The sequence below is a fragment of the Actinomadura flavalba DSM 45200 genome, from assembly GCF_000374305.1.
In the GTDB taxonomy this organism is placed as follows: domain Bacteria; phylum Actinomycetota; class Actinomycetes; order Streptosporangiales; family Streptosporangiaceae; genus Spirillospora; species Spirillospora flavalba.
Genome location: NZ_KB894093.1, coordinates 539,214 through 558,208 on the forward strand (window position 1 = coordinate 539,214; position 18,995 = coordinate 558,208).

Here is an 18,995-nt window from a genome sequence, read left to right on the forward strand (position 1 = left end):
CTTGAGATTCGCCGATCGCGCGGCCGGGGATGCCTCCGGCACAGAGAAAGGACGACTATTCCATGGCTGACTTCACGCTCACGGACGTCCGGCAACGGACGTACAAGGCGCGTGACGCGTGGTGGACGGTGCTGCTGGTCGATCCGCTCGCCTCGCGGCTCGTCCGGTTCACCGCCAACCGCACCCGGATCACCCCGAACCAGCTCACGGTCGGCGCGCTGATCCTCGGGCTCGCGGCCGGCGCGTGCTTCGCCGTGGCGACATGGCCGTACCTGCTGCTGGGCGCCCTGCTGTACCACCTGTCGTTCACGCTCGACTGCATGGACGGCAAGATCGCCCGCCTCAAGGGCACGGGCTCGATCTTCGGCGCCTGGCTCGACTACATCTTCGACCGCGTGCGCGTGCTGGCCTGCGCCGTCCTGCTGATGGGCGGCATGTACGTCAAGACCGACAACGTCGCGTACGTGTGGACGGCCGTCGCCGTCGTCTTCCTCGACATGCTCCGGTACATGGACGCGCTGGAGATCTACAAGGTCCGCAACCAGATGCGCGGCAAGATGCGCGCCATGCAGGCCGAGGCCGCCGAACTGGAGCTGGCCGCCCGCCGCCACCGCGGCGAGGACGTCTCGTCCCCGGCCGTCGAGCCGGACGCCGCGGGCGACGCGCTCGGCCACGACCCGGAGGCCGACCTGGAGGAACAGGTCGTCGGCGACAACCCCAACGTCGCCCTCCAGCAGGAGTTCACCCGCAAGTTCCCCTGGTACGCGCGCGTCCGCAACGCGCTGCTGCGCGGCCGCATCCGCCCGCACCTGATCAGCGGCATCGAGTTCCAGATGGGCGTGTTCATCGTCGCGCCGGTGGCCGCCGCCGCGATCCCCGGCGCGATCATCCCGGTGGTGGCGCTGTCGGCGGCGGGGATGCTCGCCTTCGAACTGATCATCATCTACAAGTTCTGGCTGTCCACCCGCGACTACAGCCGGTCGATGGCCAAGCTGGAGCGCCGCGTCGAAGCGGCCCGCGCCGAGCTTCCGGCCGCGGCGGTCGAGCCGGTCGCGCACCCGAGCTGACCCCGCCTCACCCGGCGGGTTCCGACGCCGTCTCCCGGGGGGCCTTCACCAGGTCCACGGGAGGCGGCGTCGCCGTCTCCCCGGCGGCGGCGCGGCGCGGGACGAGCAGCGCGAGCCCCAGCGCCAGGCACGCGAACGGCGTCGCCGGGGGGATGTAGCGGTAGTCGAAGTCGGCGGTGGCGGCCGGGACGACGAGCAGCGCGAGACTCACCCCCCACGGCACCATCGGCGACCGGACCCAGTGCAGCACCGCGCGCCGCACCCGGCGCGGGCCCGGACGGGCCAGGGCGACGGCGCCGCCCGCCAGGCCGCCGAGCAGCAGCACGCCGAGGATCGTGCCGGGCATGTCGGCGTGCGCCTGGTACGCCCGCATCCAGCGCGCGTAGGGGTCGACGATCAGCGGTTCGCCGCTGCCGTCGGGCGCGTAGTCCTCGGCCAGGAGGCGGCGGGCGTCGGGCCACCGCTCGCCGTCCTGGAAGAAGTACTGGAGCTGCGTGAACGGGTTGGGGTACAGCTCGCGCTCCCACGCGAACGACCGGACGGTGTCGCGGACGATCACGGCCGCGTAGTCGCCCGGCTGCGCGCGGATCGCGGCCCGCGTGAACTCCCCGGCGAGGCGGTCGGCGTCCGCGCCGTAGACCCAGCCGTCCATCGCGCGGAACGGGGAGTCGGCCGTCCACATCGCGGCGAAGGCGGCGGAGTAGCGCGGGTCGGTCCGCTTGGGGCACATGACCGCCAGCTCGGGGTCCGGCTTGATGATCGAGCAGTCGGCGAAGCCGGCGACGCGCCCGTACAGCCAGATGTTGTTCGACGACGCCATCGCGAACTGGCCGTACACCGACTGGAACCAGAACATGTAGCCGACGACCGGGACGGCGAACGCCGCGACGGCGGCGGTGACGGCCCGCCATCCGGCGCGGCGCACCAGCATCGCCAGCAGCAGCAGCGCGATGAACGGCAGCCCCGCCGACCGCGTCAGCGCGGCGTACCCCATCAGGAACCCGGCCAGGACGCCCGCCCACCACGGCATCCGCCCCGGCGACCACAGCACGACGGCGAACGCGGCCAGCAGCACGAACGTGAACAGCGCCTCGGCCATGAGCATGTGCTCCAGCGAGATCTGCAACGTCGGCAGCAGCACCGGCATGGTGAGCGCGGTCGCGACGAGCCCCGGCGCCCACGCGCGTCCCGGCCACGCCGCGCGGCCCGCCCGGTACACCAGCGCGTAGACGAGCGCGCCGGTCGCCAGGCCCATGAGGTGCTGGACGGCGACGAGCACGGTGAAGCTCTCGAACGGCCGCAGCAGCCAGATCAGGAACGGGTAGCCGCTCGGCCGCAGCTCCCCCGGCGACAGGTCGATCCCGGACCGCAGGTAGCCGGGCGAGTCCCCGAACCACAGCGGCCCGGGGTAACCGGCGAGGGCGAGCGCGCGAACGGACCCGGCGAGGACGAGCAGGAGGAGGAAGGGCCCGTGCCGCAGGAGGACGCCACGCGGCGCCGCGCTCCAGGAGACCGGGCGCCGAAGACGGAGCCGCACGGCACGACTTTACCGATCGGGAGGCCAGGCCAAGGCCGCTTTACCCGATGCCCGGCGCGACGACGGTCCGGGCGCCGGCGACGAGGTCGAGGTAGCGGTGGCACACCTCGTCCAGGCCGTAGGCGCCGCGCACCTGGTCGCGGGCGTCGAGGCGGTCGTGCTCCCACCGGCCGGTGCTCACCGACGCGGCGATCTCGGCGGCCATCGCCTTGGGGCCCGCGTGAATCCAGCGCCGGTCGTAGATCGTGTCGGCGCCGGGCCAGTCGAGCAGGGCGGGGACGGCGCCGGACGCCATGCCCTCGGCGGGGGCGAGGTGGAAGCTCTCGTCGTCGCTGGTGGACAGCACCCAGCCGATGCGGCGCAGCCAGGCGGCGACGTCGCGTCCGTAGGGGTCGAAGACGACGCCGCCGGACAGCAGCGGGTCGCGGCGGATGCGGCGGAACGCCTTCTCGTAGTGGGCGCGTTCGTCGGCCTTCTGCCAGATCCACCAGTAGTCCCACGGCAGCTTGGACTTGACGAACAGCGTGAAGCGCGGGTCGTCGCGGCGGAGTTCGGCGACGACGTCCAGCGCGAGGTCGAGGCGCTTGCGGGACGGCGCGATGCCGATCATGCCGAGGTGGTGCTCGGCCCCGGCGAGCTTGGGGCGGTCGAGCTGGTCGTCGTCCACCCAGTTCGGGATGACCGTGACCTTCTCGGCGGGCCAGCCGGTCCTCTCCAGCGTGAGGTCGCGGTAGTGCGGGCTGACGCAGACGACCTGGTCGACGGCGTCGATGTCGAGCCGCTTGGGCCAGTCGGCGTACAGCTCGAACCGGTGCAGCCGGACGACGAGCCGCTGCCCGGGGCGCTTGCGTTCGGCGTACCAGAGGGCGTTGGGGCCGCACCACTCGCAGATGATCACGTCGGCCCAGTCCAGCAGCGCCTCGCCCTTGGCGGGGTCGTGCGCCTTGAGCGCGGACCAGTGGTCGACGCGGACCTCGACGTCGGGGTGGGACTTCAGGTAGTCGAGCAGGCGGGTGAAGAACTTCAGGTCGTGGCCCGCGACGCCGACCCTGATCTTGCGGCCGAGCGAGGGCGCGGGGAAGACCTGCGCGAGGTAGCGGCGCAGCCGCCCGGCGGCGGCGTCGAGGGTGTAGCCCTCGGCGGCGGCGCGGCAGCGTTCGGCGGCGCGGGCCAGCCGGGGCGGGTCGAGCGCGGCCAGGACGTCCACGACGTCGTCCTCGGTGGCGGCGAACAGCGGGTAGTCGGCGCCGAACAGCCGCTCGTGCATCGGGGTGCGGTTGAGGACGACGGGCACGCCGAGCAGCCCGCACTCCAGCAGTTTGGTGGACAGTTCCAGGCTGGCGTCCAGCGACGGGTGCCGCCAGGAGACGCCGACGTCGCAGCCCGCCGTGATCGCCATCGCCTCGGCGCGGGACCGGCCGCCGTGCGCGACGACGCCGGACGCCGACAGCGCGGCGCCCATCCGGCCCGCGTAGGACGCGTCGTCCGGATCGTCGTGGATCTTGTCGCCGACCATGTGGAGTTCGGCGTCGACGCCGCGCGCGGCGAGCCGCGCGGGGAGCCGCGTCATCTCCAGGGTGTTCCAGCGCGGCGCGAACTTGCCGGTGTAGACGAGCCGGAGCGGTCCACCGTCGCGCGGCGCGGGCTCGATTCCGTCCGGGACGGCGACGACGGGCGGGAACAGCACGGCCTTGCCGGACGCCGCCGGGACGGCCGCCTCCAGGAAGCCGCGCAGTTCCTCGGTCTGGCAGAGCAGCAGCCGGGACGCGTCCGCGACGCGTCCGAGTTCGGCGGCGTCGCGGTGCGTCATGTCCCCGGCGGCCTGCGGGATGTCGGTGAGGTACGTCCAGAGCCGTCCGGCCAGGCGCCCGGCGGCGAGCTTGGCGGCCAGGCGGCGGCCCCGCACGACGACGAGGTCGAACGGCTCGGCCTCGTCCAGCTCGGACAGGACCGTCGCGGCCCACCGGGGCGGCAGCGGGACCTGCGCGGCGATGCGGCCGGTCGCGTGCGGGCTGTGCACGGTGACGCCGGGCAGGTCGCGCAGCGGGTCGACGAGCCGTCCGGTGCGGATCGGGGCCTTCAGGACGAACGTGACCGCGCAGCCGGCGCGGGCGAGCGCCTGCACCATGCCCTGGGCCCAGACGGCGGAACCGTCGATGAGGTTCAGATCGACGTCGCCGTAGACGAGGGCGCGCAACGGGTCTCCTCCGGATCGTAGTCAGCGAGCCCCTCGGGGCCGGTCAGGATGGCGTCCCAGTCCAGCGCGGCCAGGGACGGCGGCGGGTTCTCCCCCCACAGCACGACGGGCAGGCCGCGCGCGCGGGCGGCGCGGCGCAGTTCGTGCAGGGCGCGGTCCCGGTCGAACTGGCCGGGGACGCCGAGGTAGGCCCAGGGGCCGCCGGGGTCGCCGGCGCGGGCGTCCACGAGCAGGACGTCCAGGTCGGCGTGCGAGAGGACGGTCCGCGCGTCGTGGGGATAGACCGGGACGAGACGTGCGTGCCCGGCGAGCCGGGCGGCGGTGTCGCGGGACAGGACGCCCGCGACGATCGGCCCGGGGCCGGGTCCGGCGACGAGCAGCCGGTCCTCGGTGCGTTCGGGCTCGTCGAACCGGGCCGTGCGGCCGTTGCCGTCCGGCGCGGACGCGGGCGCGTGCCGGTCCTTCCACAGCCGGTACAGCTCGCGCGGCAGCCGGGCGCCGCGCCGTCCGGGGCGGCGGGCGGCCGAGGCGACCAGGCGGCCGAAGCGGTAGGTGGTGCTGGCCTCCAGCGCGACCAGGCGGCGTTCGGCCTCCTCCAGGCGCTTCTCGCGGTCGCGCAGCGCGGCGCGGAGCCGGGCGGCCTGGTGCTGGGCGCGGGCGGCCTCGACCGAGCTGTCGTCGCGTTCAGCGCCCATTCAGGAACTCCATGATCACGTCGGCGCCGCGGGGTCCGGCGTGGCCGTCCCACAGCGGCGGGCGGCGGGACGCGGGCGGCGGCGGCTCCGCGAGCGCCTTGCGGGTCTCCGGGACGAGGTCGGCCGGGGTGACGAGCCGGTTCGTGCCGTGCGTGATCGTGATCGGCCGTTCGGTGTTGGGCCGCACGGTCAGGCACGGCACGCCGAGCACCGTCGTCTCCTCCTGGAGGCCGCCGGAGTCGGTGACGACGGCGGCGGCGCCGCGCACGGCGGCGAGGAAGTCCAGGTAGCCGAGCGGTTCGCGGACGTGCACGCCCGGGTGGTCGTCCAGCCCGGCGGCGAGCAGCGCGGCCCGGCCGCGCGGGTGCACCGGGATGACGACGTCGGCGAGGTCGGCGACGCCGTGCAGGTGGCCGACGAGCGTCGCGGCGGTGGCGGGGTCGTCGACGTTGGCGGGCCGGTGCAGCGTCGCCAGGACGTACCGGTCCGGCAGCGCGTGCGCGGCGCGGGCGCGGCCCACGTCGAACCGGGCCAGGTTGCCGAGCAGCGTGTCGATCATCGGGTTGCCGACGAGGTGGACGCGCTCGACGGGCACGCCCTCGTTCGCCAGGTGCCCGACCGCCTCGGGGCTCGTGACCAGGCACAGGTCCGCGAGCTGGTCGGTGAGGCGCCGGTTCACCTCCTCGGGCATCGACATGTCGAAGCTGCGCAGCCCCGCCTCGACGTGCGCGACGGGCACGCCGATCTTGGCGGCGGCCAGCGCGGCGGCGACCGTGGAGTTCACGTCGCCGTACACGACGACGAGCGCGGGCGCGCGGTCCAGGAACTCGCGTTCCAGGCCGACGAGGAGCGCCGCCGTCTGCGCGGCGTGGCCGCCGGAGCCGACGCCGAGGTTGACGTCGGGCTCGGGCAGGCCGAGCTCGTCGAAGAACACCGCCGACATGCGCTCGTCGTAGTGCTGGCCGGTGTGCACGACCGTCTGCGCGGCCCCCCGTGCCTGGAGGGCCCGCACGACGGGCGCGGCCTTGACGAAGTTCGGCCGCGCGCCGAGCACGTGCAGCACGGCCGGTCCGGTCTGATGAGCGGTCTTTTCCACACTGCCATTTGTGCCAGGAACAGCCGGGAAAGTCGCGAAACCGCAGGTGGCGGGCGCGTGAACAGCTTCCGAAATCGCCGGTCAGGGCCCTGAATCCGGCGCCGAGTGATCTAACGTCCGGAACAGGACACCGGTTCCTTGCCGGGGTCAACAGCATCTTTCGGAAAGGAGCCACCGGGGTGGATCTGGTGGTCATCGGGCTCGGCTACGTCGGCCTTCCGCTGGTGCGCGAGGCGTGCTCGGCGGGACTGGCCACGGCCGGGCTGGACCTGGACGCGAAGGTCGTCGCCGGACTGGCGGCGGGCCGTTCGCACGTGGACGACGTCAGCGCCGCGCAGGTCGCCGCGATGCTCGCGGCGGGCTTCACGCCGAGCACGGACGCGTCCGTGCTGGACGGCGCCCGCACGGTCGTGATCTGCGTGCCGACACCGCTGTCGCCCGAGGGCGGCCCGGACCTGTCGGCCGTGCGCGGCGCGTCGCGGGCGGTGGCGGAGCACCTGGCGCCGGGGACGCTCGTCGTGCTGGAGTCCACGACGTACCCCGGCACGACCGAGGAGGTGGTGCGGCCGATCCTGGAGGAGAGCGGGCTGGTCGCGGGGCGCGACTTCCACCTGGCGTTCTCGCCGGAGCGGATCGACCCGGGCAACCCCGTGTACGGCGTCGCGAACACGCCCAAGATCGTCGGCGGTCTGACCCCGGCGTGCGCGTCGGCGGCGTCGGCGTTCTACGGGAAGTTCATCCAGCGGGTGGTGCAGGCGAAGGGCACGCGTGAGGCCGAGATGGCCAAGCTGCTGGAGAATACCTACCGGCATGTGAACATCGCATTGGTCAACGAGATGGCCGTTTTCTGCAACGAACTCGGCATCGACCTGTGGGACGCGATCGACTGCGCGGCGACCAAGCCGTTCGGGTTCCAGGCGTTCCGTCCGGGTCCGGGGGTGGGCGGGCACTGCATTCCGATCGACCCGAACTACCTGTCGTACAAGGTCCGTTCCCTGGGCTACCCGTTCCGGTTCGTGGAACTGGCCCAAGAGATCAACGACCGGATGCCCCGGTATGTGGCCGAACGCGCCCAGCAACTCCTGAACCGCGAAGGCCGCGCGTTGAAGGGCGCCCGCGTGCTGCTGCTCGGCGTGACGTACAAGCCCGACATCGCTGACCAGCGCGAATCCCCGGCCCGTCCCGTCGCCCGCCGCCTGCGGCGCCTGGGCGCCGAGCTGACCTACCACGACCCGCACGTCCCGTACTGGACCGTGGACGACGCCGACGTCCCGCGCGCCGACGATCTCGCCGCCGCGCTCGCGGACGCCGACCTGGCCATCGTCCTGGCCGACCACGCCGACTACGACCCCGCCCTGCTCACCGGGCACGCCCGCCTCCTGTTCGACACCCGAGGCCGCACCCGCGCCCTGCCGCGTCCGACGGTGGAGCTGCTGTGAGCGCGGGGGTTTCCCGGCGTGTCCACCGGGCGGACACCTCGCGGCTCCCCGGGCGTTCCGCACCGGGCGCAGAGTCCCCGGTGACGGTCGAGAACGACGTATCCGGAGTGCGGCGAATGCGCGTTTGTGTGTGCACGGTGGTCCACCACCCCGAGGACGCCCGGATTCTGCACCGGCAGATCCGCGCCCTCCTCGACGCGGGCCACGAGATCACCTACATCGCGCCGTTCCGCGCGTGCAACGTGACCCCGTGGCGGGAGATCAGCCCGGTGGACGTGCCGCGCGCCACCGGCCGCCGCCGGCTCGCCGCCGTCCGCGCCGCGCACCGCGCGCTGGAGGAGCACGCGCCCTACGCCGACGTCGTCCTGCTGCACGACCCCGAACTGCTCGTCCGGCTGCCGCGCTCGGTGCGGCGCCGCACCGTCGTGTGGGACGTCCACGAGGACACCGCCGCCGCGCTGGCCGCCAAGGGCTGGCTGCCCGCGCCGCTGGCGCCGCTGCTGCGGCCCCTCGTCCGCCGCATCGAGGACCGCGCCGAGCGGCGGCACCGGCTGCTGCTCGCCGAGGACTCCTATCAGGCGCGGTTCCGCGACGCGCACCCCGTCGTGCCCAACACCACCGCCGTCCCCGACGGGCCGCCCGCCCCGCCCGGCGACCGCCGCGTCGTCTACGTCGGGCACCTGTCGCAGGCGCGCGGCGCGTTCGACATCATCGCGGCGGCGCGGCTGCTGGCGCCCGAGGGCGTCACCGTCGAGCTGATCGGCGCCGCCGACCCCGCCGTCCGGCCCGCGCTGCGCGACGCGCAGCGCGAGGGCATCCTGCGCTGGTACGGGTTCGTGCCCAACGACCGGGCGCTGCGCATCGCCGAGGGCGCCACCGCCGGGCTGTCGCTGCTGCACGACGGCCCCAACCACCGGCACTCCATGCCGACCAAGGTCATCGAGTACATGGCGCGCGGGCTGCCCGTCGTCACGACGCCGAACCCGGCCGCGTCCGCGCTGGTCACCGACGCCGGTTCGGGCATCGTCGTCCCCTACCGCGACCCCGAGGCCGTCGCCGCCGCCGTCCGGCGGCTCCGCGACGACGCCGAGTTCCGCACGTCCTGCGGCAAGCGCGGCCACGCCGTCGCGCGGGCCCGCTACCACTGGCCCGCGCAGGCCGCCGCGTTCGTCGCGGCGCTCGAAGGCTGGGCGGGACGGGTGCCCGCCGCCACCGAGCACTGAGCGGCACCGTTACGGTGGCGGTGACCGACACCGTGACCGCCGGAGCCGCCCCATGGAAACGTTCGACCACTGGCGGACGTTCGCGGACGCCGACCTCCCGCCCGACCTGCGCGCCGCGCTCGCTCCCGCCGCCGACGCCGCCGCCCGCTGGCACGGCGACCAGACCCGCCCGACCGGCGCCCCCTACACCCACCACCTGCTGGAGGCGCTGGAGGCCCAGGTGCGGGGCCGGGGCGTCACCGACACCGGCGTGCTCGCGGCGACGCTGCTGCACGACGTCGTCGAGGACACCTCCGCGACCCTGGCCGACGTCGAACGCGACTTCGGCGCGGACGTCGCAGAACTCGTCGACTGGGTGACCAAACCGCCCGTCGACGGCGGACGGCAGGCCAAGCGCGCCGCCAAGGCCGCCTACCTGCGGCGGCTGCGCGACGCGCCGCCGCGCGCGATCCTGGTCAAGCTCGCGGACCGGCTCAGCAACGTGCAGTCCCTGGACGTCATGCCCCCCGACTTCCAGCGCCGCTACCACGCCGAGACCGTCACCTACATCGTGCCGCTGGCGGCCGGGGATCCGTTCTACGAGCCCTGGTTCGCGCAGTGGAGCGCCCGCTACGCCTCACTGCCGTAAGGAGCCCCCGTGGAACGCGAATGGACCGTCGAGGAGAGCGTCGTCGTCGCGGCGCCCGCCGACGCCGTCTACACGGCGCTGTCGGACCCCCGCCGGATGAAGGAGTGGAGCCCCGAGGTCTTCGCCGTCCTGGCCTGGAAGGACGGCCGCCGCTTCGTCGGCTTCAACCGGCGCGGCCTGTACGTGTGGTTCACCGAGGGACGGGTGACGTCGGCGGTCCCCGGCCGGAACTTCGCGTTCCGCGTGACGAGCTTCGGCATCCCCGTCGCCGTCTGGGGCTACCGCATCGAGGACATCGGCGACGGCACCGTCCGGCTCGCGGAGTACTGGGAGGACCTGCGCCGCGACCACCGCGGCTCCCGCCTCGTCACCGTCCTCGGCCGCGTCTTCACCGGCGTCCGCGCGCAGAACCGCGCGGACCTGAACCGCGCGGGCATGCGCGCCACCCTGCACCGCATCAAGACGACCATCGAGGCGGGCACCGCCCTCGGCCGCGAGTAGCCGCCGCGCGCTGATCGTCGCCGGCAGCGAATAAGCTGGTCGCTTCCCTTTTTCGTTGAGGAGCCGCCTGCATGTCGTCGCCGGTCAAGGAGCAGGAGATCGCCGCCGAGCAGCGGTATGTCGACCTGGCGTACGCGCGGCTGGAGGAGATGCGGGCGGACGCCCAGGCGCTGCTGAAGGAGGGGTTCCGGCAGTCGCTCGCGGGCACCAAGGCGTCGCTGGTCGACCGGGACGCGATGGTGCACCAGGCGGCGCTGCGGGCGCAGGCCCTGGACGTCGCTGACGACGGCCTGGTGTTCGGGCGGCTCGACCTGGTGCCGCGCGACACCGCGCCGGTCCCCGGCGAGCAGGGCGCGCCGGGACGCATCGAGAACGGGCGCGAGGTCCGGTACGTCGGGCGCGTCGGCGTCCGGACCAGCGAGCACGACTCGCTCGTCATCGACTGGCGGGCCCCCGCCGCCGAGGACTTCTACCGCGCCACCCCCGAGGACCCGCGCGGCGTCATCCGGCGCCGCGTCCTGCACTCGCGCGGGCACGCCGTCATCGACCTGGAGGACGACCTCCTCGACCCCGACGCCGCCGACGGGCTCACCATCGTCGGCGACGGCGCGTTCATCGCCTCGCTCGCCCGCACCCGCGAGGGCGCGATGCGCGACATCGTCGCCACCATCCAGCGCGAGCAGGACGAGGTCATCCGCGCGCCCGCCGACGGCACCGTCCTGGTGCGCGGCGCCCCCGGCACCGGCAAGACGGCCGTCGCGCTGCACCGCGTCGCGTACCTGCTGTTCCGGCACCGCCGCCGGTTCGGGACGCGGGGCGTGCTCGTCGTCGGGCCGAACCGGCGGTTCACCGCCTACATCGAGCGCGTGCTGCCGTCGCTCGGGGAGGGGTCGGCGGCGCTGCGGTCGCTCGGTGATCTCGTCCCCGGCGTCACCGCGACCGTCCACGACACGCCCGCGCTCGCCGCCGTCAAGGGCGCGGAGGACATGATCCAGCTCCTGCGCCGGGCCGTCGCGGACCATCCGCCGGGCGCGCCGGACGAGCTGCGCGTCGTGTACCGGGGCATCGTCGTGCGCCTCGACCGCGCCCGGGTGGAACGGCTCCGCGCCGACCTGCACCGCCGCAACCGCGGCTCGGTGAACAACGCCCGGGGCCGCGTCGCGGACGCGCTGCTGGACGCCCTGTGGTCGGTGTTCTCCCAGTCCGGCGGACGGCAGGCCGCCCGCGAGGCCGCCGAGGAGGACGGCTCCGCGCTGTGGGGCGCGATGCTCGCCGCCGAGGGGCTCGGTGAGATCGACGGCCCCGCCCCCGTGAACGGCCCCGGCGCGGGCACGCGCGCCGACTTCGACGCCCGGGTCCGCGAACAGCGCGCGTTCACCGACTTCCTCGTCGCGTGGTGGCCGATCCGCCGCCCGGTCGACGTGCTGGCGGCCCTGTCGGACCCGGCCCGGCTGCGCCGCGCGGCCCGCCGCACCGACCCGGTGGACGAGCTGGCCGCGTCCTGGGCCGACCTGCCCGCCCGCGCGTCCTACCAGGACGTCGCCCTCCTGGACGAACTGGACGCGCTGCTCGGCCCCGCCCCCCGCGCCGCCCGCCGTCGCGGCCCCGCCGACGACGACCCGTACGTGGTGGACGGCGTCAACATCCTCACCGGCCAGGAGGTCGAGGACGACGACGACCCCGACACCGAGATGCGCGAGCTGACCACGTCCATCGAGCGCATCGAACGGTCCCGCCGCGTGGACGACGGCGTCGTGGACGAACACCCCGAGTACGCCCACATCGTCGTGGACGAGGCGCAGGACCTCTCCCCGCTCCAGTGGCGCATGCTCGGCCGCCGGGGCCGCCAGGCGTCGTGGACGATCGTGGAGGACCCGGCGCAGAGCGCCTGGGAGGACCTGCCCGCCGCCCGCGCCGCCATGGACGCGGCGCTGAACGGCCCGCCGCCGCGCGCCCGGCGGGGCCGCAAGCCCCGCAGGGAACCGGCGCGGCGCGTCCGGCACGAGTACGAGCTGACGACGAACTACCGCAACTCGACCGAGATCGCGGCCGTGTCGGCGCGCGTCCTGGCCGAGGCGCTGCCCGAGGCGCGCCCGGCGCGGGCCGTCCGCACGTCGGGCATCGAGCCGGAGATCCGCGTCGTGCCCGACCCGGCCACCGCCGCGCGGGCGTCCGTCGAGGAGCTGCTGGACGCCGTGGACGGCACGATCGGCGTCATCGTCCCGCTTCCGGAGGGCTCGTCCTGGACGGCCGAGGCCCGCGCCGCGCTGGCCGAGGGGTTCCCGGAGCGGGTGCAGGTCCTCGACGTCCTGGAGGCCAAGGGCCTGGAGTTCGACGCCGCCGTCATCGTCGCCCCGGAGACCGTCGCGGCCCAGTCGCCGCGCGGCCTGCGCGTTCTGTACGTCGCGGTGTCGCGGGCGACGCAGCACCTGCACGTCCTCACCACGGACGAGGGGTGGCGGCGGACCCTGTCCGGTCAGCCGTAGACCCCGACGGCGGCCAGGAACAGCGTCACGACGGCCCCGGCCGCCGCACCGCCGGTGAGGATCGCGTTCGGCACGCTCTGCCCGCTCCACCGCGCCACCGCCGCCGCTCCACCGGCGACGTTGAGCGCGGTGGACAGGGCGAGCAGGAGGCTGAGCACCTGTGTCGTCGTCATGCCCCCGACGTTCGCCGTCCAAGGCCCCGTCCAACGACCTTCGCCGCCCAAATTGGACGGTCCCTAATCGTTGGCGCGACCAACGATTTCATGTATCGTTTGCTCCACCAACGAATATTCCCCGGAGCGCGACCATGATCAAGCCCTTCCGCATCGCCGTCCCGCGAGCCGACCTCGACGACCTCACCGACCGCCTGGCCCGCACCCGCTGGCCCAACGAGGTCACCGACGCCGGATGGGACTACGGGTTCCCACTGGCGCGGCTCAGGGAGCTGGCCGAGTACTGGCGCACCGGCTACGACTGGCGCGCGCACGAGGCCGAGCTGAACGAGCTGCCGCACTTCACCACCGAGATCGACGGGCAGAACATCCACTTCGTCCACGTCCGGTCCGCGAACCCGGACGCGCTCGCGCTGATCCTCACCCACGGCTGGCCCGGCTCGTTCCTGGAGTTCCTCGACGTCATCGAGCCGCTGTCGCGCGACTTCCACGTGGTCGTCCCGTCGATCCCCGGCTACGGTTTCTCCGGGCCGACGCACGAACGCGGCTGGGACGTCCCCCGCATCGCGCGCGCCTGGGCCGAGCTGATGGACCGCCTCGGCTACGACCGCTACGGCGCGCAGGGCGGCGACTTCGGCTCGGGCATCTCCCTCGCGCTCGGCGCGGCGGCCCCCGATCGCGTCGTCGGCGTCCACGTCAACTACCTGCCGACCCGCCCGGACCCGGCCGTCGAGCTGTCCGCGACGGACGCGGCCCGCGTCGACAAGATCAAGCACCTGATGGCGAACCGCCCGCCGTACCAGACACTCCAGGCCCTCACCCCGCAGACCATCGGCTACGCCCTCACCGACTCCCCCGTGGGCCAGCTCGTCTGGATCGCCGAACGCTTCGCGCACTGGACCGACCCCGCCTCCACGATCACCGACGACCGCCTGCTCACCGGCGTCTCCCTCTACTGGCTCACCGCCACCGCCGCCTCCTCGGCCCGCCTCCACCACGACGCCCCCCGGGGCGGCCAGCCCTGCCCGGTGCCCGTCGGCGTCGCCGTCCTCCCGCACGACATCACCCAGTCCGTCCGCCCCCTGGCCGAACGCCTCTACGACGTCCGCCACTGGTCCGAGTTCCCGCGCGGCGGCCACTTCGCCGCCCTGGAGGTCCCGGACCTCCTGTCCGCCGACGTCCGCGCCTTCTTCCTGGAGCCGGAGGAGTGAACCGGGCGCGGGGGTCCATGATGGGGCGGTGGACACCGCGCGGGAGGCTTATGGGCTTCAGCGGGAGCGGCTGGAGCACGTGTACCGGACGATGCTGAACGGACGGCCGTCGTTGCGGCGGCTCGGGCGGGCCGCCGGGGTGGCGCCGACGACGGTGAGCAACTGGCTGCGCGGGACGGTCGTGCCGCAGCGGGCGGACGGGCTGCTCAGGATCGTCGCGGCGGTCGCCGCCGAGGCGCGCGCGGCGGGGCTGGCCGACGATCCGCGCGTCGCGCCCGCCCTGGACGCCGCCCGCTGGACGCAGGTCCACGACGCCGTCCTGCACGGCCGGATCGCCGCCGCCACCACCGCCGCCGAGGCCGCCCGCGCCACGGCCGCGCTCGCCCCCGACGCTCCGGGCCGTCCGCTGGACGACTACCGCGACCCCGTCGAGCACCTGGAGGTGCACGCCGCCACGCCCCTCGACGGCGCCGACGCGCTCCCCCGGTACGTCCCCCGCGACCACGACGCCGACCTCGCGCGGATCGTCGCCGCCGCCCGGGACGGGACGAGCCGCCTCGCCGTGCTCGTCGGCGGTTCGTCCACCGGGAAGACGCGCGCGTGCTGGGAGGCCCTCGCCCCGCTGCGCGGCCGGGGGTGGCGGCTCTGGCACCCGTATGCGCCGACGCGTCCGGACGCGCTGCTGGACGGGCTTCCCGCCGTCGCGCCGCGCACCGTCCTGTGGCTCAACGAGGCGCAGCACTACCTGCACACGCCGCAGGCCGCCGCCGAACTCCGCACCCTCCTCGCCGACCCCGCGCGCGGCCCGGTGCTGGTGCTGGGCACCCTGTGGCCCGACCACTGGCGCGCCCTCACCCGACCGGACGACGACGCCCACGAGCAGGCCCGCAAGCTCCTGACCGGTTACGACATCCCGGTCCCCGACGCGTTCGACGTCACCGCCGACCGCGCCCGGCTCCGCGCCGCCGCCCGCGGCGACCCCCGCTGGGCCACCGCCCTCGACCGCGCCGAGGACGGCGAGATCGCCCAGTACCTCGCGGGCGCCCCCGCCCTCCTCGCCCGCCACCGCAACGCGACGCCGCGCGCCCGCGCCCTGCTGCACGCCGCCATGGACGCCGCCCGCATCGACCACGACGCCCCGTCCCGCGCCTTCCTGGAACACGCCGCGCCGGGCTACCTGACGGCGCCGGAGCGGCGGCGGCCGGACGGGTTCGACGCCGCCTTCGCCGAGCTGGCCGAACCCGTCCACGGCCGGACGGCGCCGCTCGCGCCCGGCGACGGGCTCCGCCTGGCCGACTACCTCGCGCAGACCGGCCGGAGGACCCGCGCCGACGCGCTCCCCCCGGCCACGTTCTGGACGGCCCTGGAGAACTCCGGCGACGTCCACGCGCTCCGGTCCGGTGCCCGCGAGGCCGCGCGGCTCGGCCTGCTCCGGCACGCCGCGCGGCTCGCCCGCCGCGCGCTGCCCCGCGACGCCCACAGCGGCGACGTCCTGCTGGGCGTCACGGCCCACGTCGCGCCCGCCGACCCCCGCCCGGCCCGCTGGGTCGCCGCGCACGCGCCCCTGGACGACGTGCGGTACATCGCCTTCCTCGTCGGCGTCGGGTACCCGTCGTCCGACCCGGCGGCCGTCGCGGCGTTCGCGGCCCGCGCCGCCCGCGACTGCCCCCTGGACGACCCCGGCGCGGTCACCGAACTGATCAAGGCGCTCTGGACTGCCACCGGACCCGGCGAACGGCTCGCCGCCGCCCTCGGCCGGAAGCGTTCGCACCTGTCCGTCCACGCCTGGCACGACGGCGAGGCGATGGTCACGGCCGACATCGCGAGTGACCGCCGGGTCCGGCTCCACGACATCGACCCCGGCCCGGCCATCGGCGCGCTCCTCGCGCGCGACCCGGCCGCCCGCGTCCGGCTGGACGACCTGCGCGGCGCCGCCGACCTCCTGCACGAACTGACGAAACTACGCGGCGCCGAGGCCGCGGCCGCGACGCTGCTCCGCCGTCTCGGCACGGCCCCGCTCACCGCCGCCCACGCACTCGACGTCGCCCTGCTCCTCATGCGCGCCCGCGATGCGGGCAGCGCCGATCCCGCCGGGGACCTGTTCGGCGGTAGGACGCCCGCCCCCGCCGACGACCTGTTCGGCGCGCACGTCGCCCGCCTTCCGGTCGGTGACCCGGCCGCCGCCGCAGGCGTCGTCGCCGCGCTCGGCGCCGAGCGCGGGGTGGCGGTCGCGGAACGGGCCGCCGACGTGACCGCCCTGCGGGACGCGGCCGGGGTCGCCGAACTGATCGGCGTGCTGCGCGCCGAGCATCCGGGCGCCCTCGCGCGGCTGCTCGCCCGGCGCCCGGAACGGCAGGTCGTCGTCGCGGACGTCAAGGGCGCCGCCGCGCTGCTGGACGCCCTGCGGGACGCGGCGGCGCACGACGCGGCGGCCGTCTTCGCGGAGCGGGCGGCGGCGCAGATCACCGTGCCGGGGTCCGGGCACGAGAAGCTGCTGGACGCGTTCCGCCGCGCGGGCGCGGACGCGGCGATCGACGTGCTCCTGCGGCGCACGGCGGAGCGCGCCGACCACCGCCTGGTGTTCGAGGCGGCCTGGCGTGCGCCGATCGCCGCCGCGCTCGCGCGGCACGTGCCGCTCGATCGGTCCGGCGTCGTCGCGCGGATCGTCCAGATCCTGCGGGCCCAGGGGGTGGACGAGCACCTTCCGGTGCTGTGGGCGCGCGACGTCGCCGCCACCGTCGGGCTCGGCCACGCGCACGGCGTCGCGGACCTGCTGCGGCAGATGCGGCTCTCCGCGCGCGACGACCTGGCGGCGGCGCTGGCCGCCCGGCTCGCGGCGGAGCTGCCGCTCGACCACCCGTCCGACGTCACGGCCGCGCTGCGCGCGCTGGACGCCGACGACGCCGACGACGCCGCCGTCCTGCTCGACCGCGAGCCCGCCGCGCACACCGACCCGCGCCACTCCTCCGAAGCCGCCTACCTGCGCGGGGCCCTGCGGGCGGCCGGACGCGACGACCAGGCCGCTCTGCTGGGCGCCCGCGCCGCCGAGCACTGCTCCCTGCGGGAGGGGCCGGGCGTGGCCACGCTGATCGACGCGCTCGCGGACGACCCGGACGCGCGCGCCGTCCTGCTGGCCCGCGACCCGGCCGCCCACGCCGACGTGGCGAACGCCGACAACGCGGGACGGCTCATCGACGTCCTCGCGGCGGCGGGCGACCAGGCCGCCGCCCGCCGCTTGGCGGAACGCGCCGCCCGGGACGCGACGTTCTATAACGACGAAGACCTGGGCCGCCTCCGCGACCGCTGCGCCGCCCTCGGCGTCGCGGCGGAGATCCTCGACGCCCGCGAACCGCCCCCGCTCCCGCCCCACGGCCGCGAACCCGACGGAACCCCGTCGGAGCCGTGGGGCTGGGACGACCTGGGCTGACGCCCCGCGCCGCCCGGCGATCAGAGGGTCAGGTCAGCGGCTGGACGTCGTCGACGGGAGGCGCCGGGGTTCCGGCGGCGGCCGGGACGGCGACGGCCCGGCGGCGGCGGGGCCGGTGCGTCCGGGCGGTGGAGTAGAGCGCGACGGAGCGGCGCCGCAGCACGCCGCTCGGGCCGCTGGAGCCGCGCAGCTTGCCGCGCCGCGACTCGATGCCGAACGCGATGACGTAGACGAGTGCGGCCAGGAACAGCAATCCGGCCAGCACCACGGTCGTTGCGATGATCCCCATGCTCTGCACCTTTCACTGTACCTATCTCGCCTAAGTACATTTCCGGATAAAGCGGAAGTACTCCGAGATGTGGATTCGACCTTGCCGAAACAAAGATTTCGGAAGATCACTCCACGCGGTGCAGACGAACGAGCACGGATGGTCACGCCCGCCGGGAACGGATCGCCCTAGATGATCGGCGGACGGCCCGTCCGCGTCATCCGCCAGGCCGTGCGGTACGAGATCGGACGGCGCGGCCCGGCGGGCTTGCGCCAGCCCTCGGCGAAGCCCTTGAACCACGGCTTCAACGCGCTCGGCTTGCGCTCGCGCAGCAGCGTCATCCCCACCCAGACCGCCAGGTACGTCAGCCCGATCGGCCACGGCAGGTTGCGGCGCGCCAGCCAGACGCGGTTGCGCGCGTTGTACCGGTAGAACATGGAGTGCCGCGTCGGCAGCACCGCCGGGTGGTACATGACGGCCGACGCGTCGTAGACGATCGTGTACCCCGCGTCGAGGATCTGCCAGGCGAGGTCGGTCTCCTCGTGGGCGTAGAAGAAGTCCTCGGGCAGGCCGCCCGCCGCGTCCCACGCCGCCCGGCGGATCGCGCAGGCGCCGCCGAGGAACGTGGTCACCGCCGACGAGCGCTCCGGGTCGCCCGCGCGCAGCCGGGGGACGTGCCGGCGTTCGCCGCGCCCGCCCTCGGGGTCGCGGACGCGGAACGACACGACGCCGAGCCTCGGGTCGGCCGAGAACCGGTCGCGCAGGTGCACGCCCAGCCGGTTCGAGCGGTACCAGCCGTCGTCGTCCAGGAACAGCAGCACGTCGCCGGACGACACCGCGACGCCCTCGTTCCGCCCGCCCGGGATGCCGAGGTTCTTCGGCAGCGCGAGCACCTTGATCCGCTCGTCGTCGATCCCGGCCGACGGGTCGATCCCGTTGCCGACGAGCACGACCTCGACGTCCACGTGCTCCTGTTCGAGCGCGCTGCGCACCGCCCGCTCCAGCTCCACGGGCCGGTTGCCCATGGTGAGGACGATCACGGACAGT

Annotated in this window: 15 protein-coding genes; 8 read left to right on the forward strand and 7 right to left on the reverse strand. The window is 74.9% G+C overall.

The genetic code is table 11. From position 1 onward, the window contains the following. Positions 1–62 precede the first annotated feature (62 nt). Complete coding sequence (locus C229_RS0102385; protein WP_018653477.1) at positions 63–1,067, forward strand: CDP-alcohol phosphatidyltransferase family protein; 1,005 nt, start codon at positions 63–65, stop codon at positions 1,065–1,067. Between the two features lie 7 nt (positions 1,068–1,074). Here C229_RS0102385 and C229_RS0102390 read toward each other — a convergent pair whose 3' ends face one another. The 4 genes from C229_RS0102390 to wecB are packed head-to-tail and all read right to left on the reverse strand — an operon-like array spanning position 1,075 to position 6,556. Next, a complete protein-coding gene (locus tag C229_RS0102390) occupies positions 1,075–2,604 on the reverse strand; it encodes a glycosyltransferase family protein (protein WP_018653478.1) in 1,530 nt (509 codons plus the stop codon). A gap of 40 nt (positions 2,605–2,644) precedes the next feature. Continuing rightward, positions 2,645–4,801, reverse strand: a complete 2,157-nt coding sequence (locus tag C229_RS0102395) for a glycosyltransferase (protein ID WP_018653479.1) — start codon at positions 4,799–4,801, stop codon at positions 2,645–2,647. After that, positions 4,768–5,496, reverse strand: coding sequence for a hypothetical protein (locus C229_RS0102400; RefSeq protein WP_018653480.1), 729 nt, complete (start codon positions 5,494–5,496; stop codon positions 4,768–4,770). The genes C229_RS0102395 and C229_RS0102400 overlap by 34 nt, the downstream gene beginning before the upstream one ends. After that, positions 5,486–6,556, reverse strand: coding sequence for a non-hydrolyzing UDP-N-acetylglucosamine 2-epimerase (gene wecB, locus C229_RS0102405; RefSeq protein ID WP_051108906.1), 1,071 nt, complete (start codon positions 6,554–6,556; stop codon positions 5,486–5,488). The genes C229_RS0102400 and wecB overlap by 11 nt, the downstream gene beginning before the upstream one ends. 215 nt (positions 6,557–6,771) lie before the next feature. Here wecB and C229_RS29125 point away from each other — a divergent pair, with 215 nt between their 5' ends. From C229_RS29125 to C229_RS0102430, 5 genes are all read left to right on the forward strand, one after another. Further along, the gene (locus C229_RS29125; protein WP_018653482.1) at positions 6,772–8,031 is read left to right on the forward strand and encodes a nucleotide sugar dehydrogenase; all 1,260 of its coding nucleotides are present in this window, start codon (positions 6,772–6,774) and stop codon (positions 8,029–8,031) included. A 116-nt stretch (positions 8,032–8,147) separates the two neighbouring features. Continuing rightward, on the forward strand, positions 8,148–9,254 hold the full coding sequence (locus C229_RS0102415) for a glycosyltransferase family 4 protein (protein WP_026313382.1): 1,107 nt from the start codon (positions 8,148–8,150) through the stop codon (positions 9,252–9,254). Between the two features lie 52 nt (positions 9,255–9,306). After that, the gene (locus C229_RS0102420; protein WP_018653484.1) at positions 9,307–9,882 is read left to right on the forward strand and encodes an HD domain-containing protein; all 576 of its coding nucleotides are present in this window, start codon (positions 9,307–9,309) and stop codon (positions 9,880–9,882) included. Between the two features lie 9 nt (positions 9,883–9,891). Next, entirely contained in the window at positions 9,892–10,383 is a 492-nt protein-coding gene (locus C229_RS0102425) for an SRPBCC family protein (RefSeq protein ID WP_018653485.1), read from the forward strand. A gap of 71 nt (positions 10,384–10,454) precedes the next feature. After that, positions 10,455–12,869 (forward strand): HelD family protein, encoded by a 2,415-nt coding sequence (locus C229_RS0102430; RefSeq protein WP_018653486.1) that lies wholly within the window; start codon positions 10,455–10,457, stop codon positions 12,867–12,869. Here C229_RS0102430 and C229_RS29130 read toward each other — a convergent pair. Next, a complete protein-coding gene (locus C229_RS29130) occupies positions 12,860–13,042 on the reverse strand; it encodes a hypothetical protein (protein WP_033423896.1) in 183 nt (60 codons plus the stop codon). The genes C229_RS0102430 and C229_RS29130 overlap by 10 nt on opposite strands. A 134-nt stretch (positions 13,043–13,176) precedes the next feature. Here C229_RS29130 and C229_RS0102440 point away from each other — a divergent pair, with 134 nt between their 5' ends. Continuing rightward, on the forward strand, positions 13,177–14,253 hold the full coding sequence (locus tag C229_RS0102440; protein WP_018653488.1) for an epoxide hydrolase family protein: 1,077 nt from the start codon (positions 13,177–13,179) through the stop codon (positions 14,251–14,253). A gap of 28 nt (positions 14,254–14,281) precedes the next feature. Then, entirely contained in the window at positions 14,282–17,680 is a 3,399-nt protein-coding gene (locus tag C229_RS32515; RefSeq protein WP_051108846.1) for a hypothetical protein, read from the forward strand. A gap of 28 nt (positions 17,681–17,708) precedes the next feature. Here the strand turns inward: C229_RS32515 and C229_RS0102450 are convergent, their stop codons facing one another. Together C229_RS0102450 and C229_RS0102455 are read right to left on the reverse strand one after the other, a co-directional pair. Continuing rightward, positions 17,709–17,969: a hypothetical protein gene (locus C229_RS0102450; RefSeq protein WP_018653489.1), complete on the reverse strand. Its 261-nt coding sequence runs from the start codon at positions 17,967–17,969 to the stop codon at positions 17,709–17,711. A 167-nt stretch (positions 17,970–18,136) separates the two neighbouring features. Further along, positions 18,137–18,973: a glycosyltransferase family 2 protein gene (locus C229_RS0102455; protein WP_051108907.1), complete on the reverse strand. Its 837-nt coding sequence runs from the start codon at positions 18,971–18,973 to the stop codon at positions 18,137–18,139. Positions 18,974–18,995 lie beyond the last annotated feature (22 nt).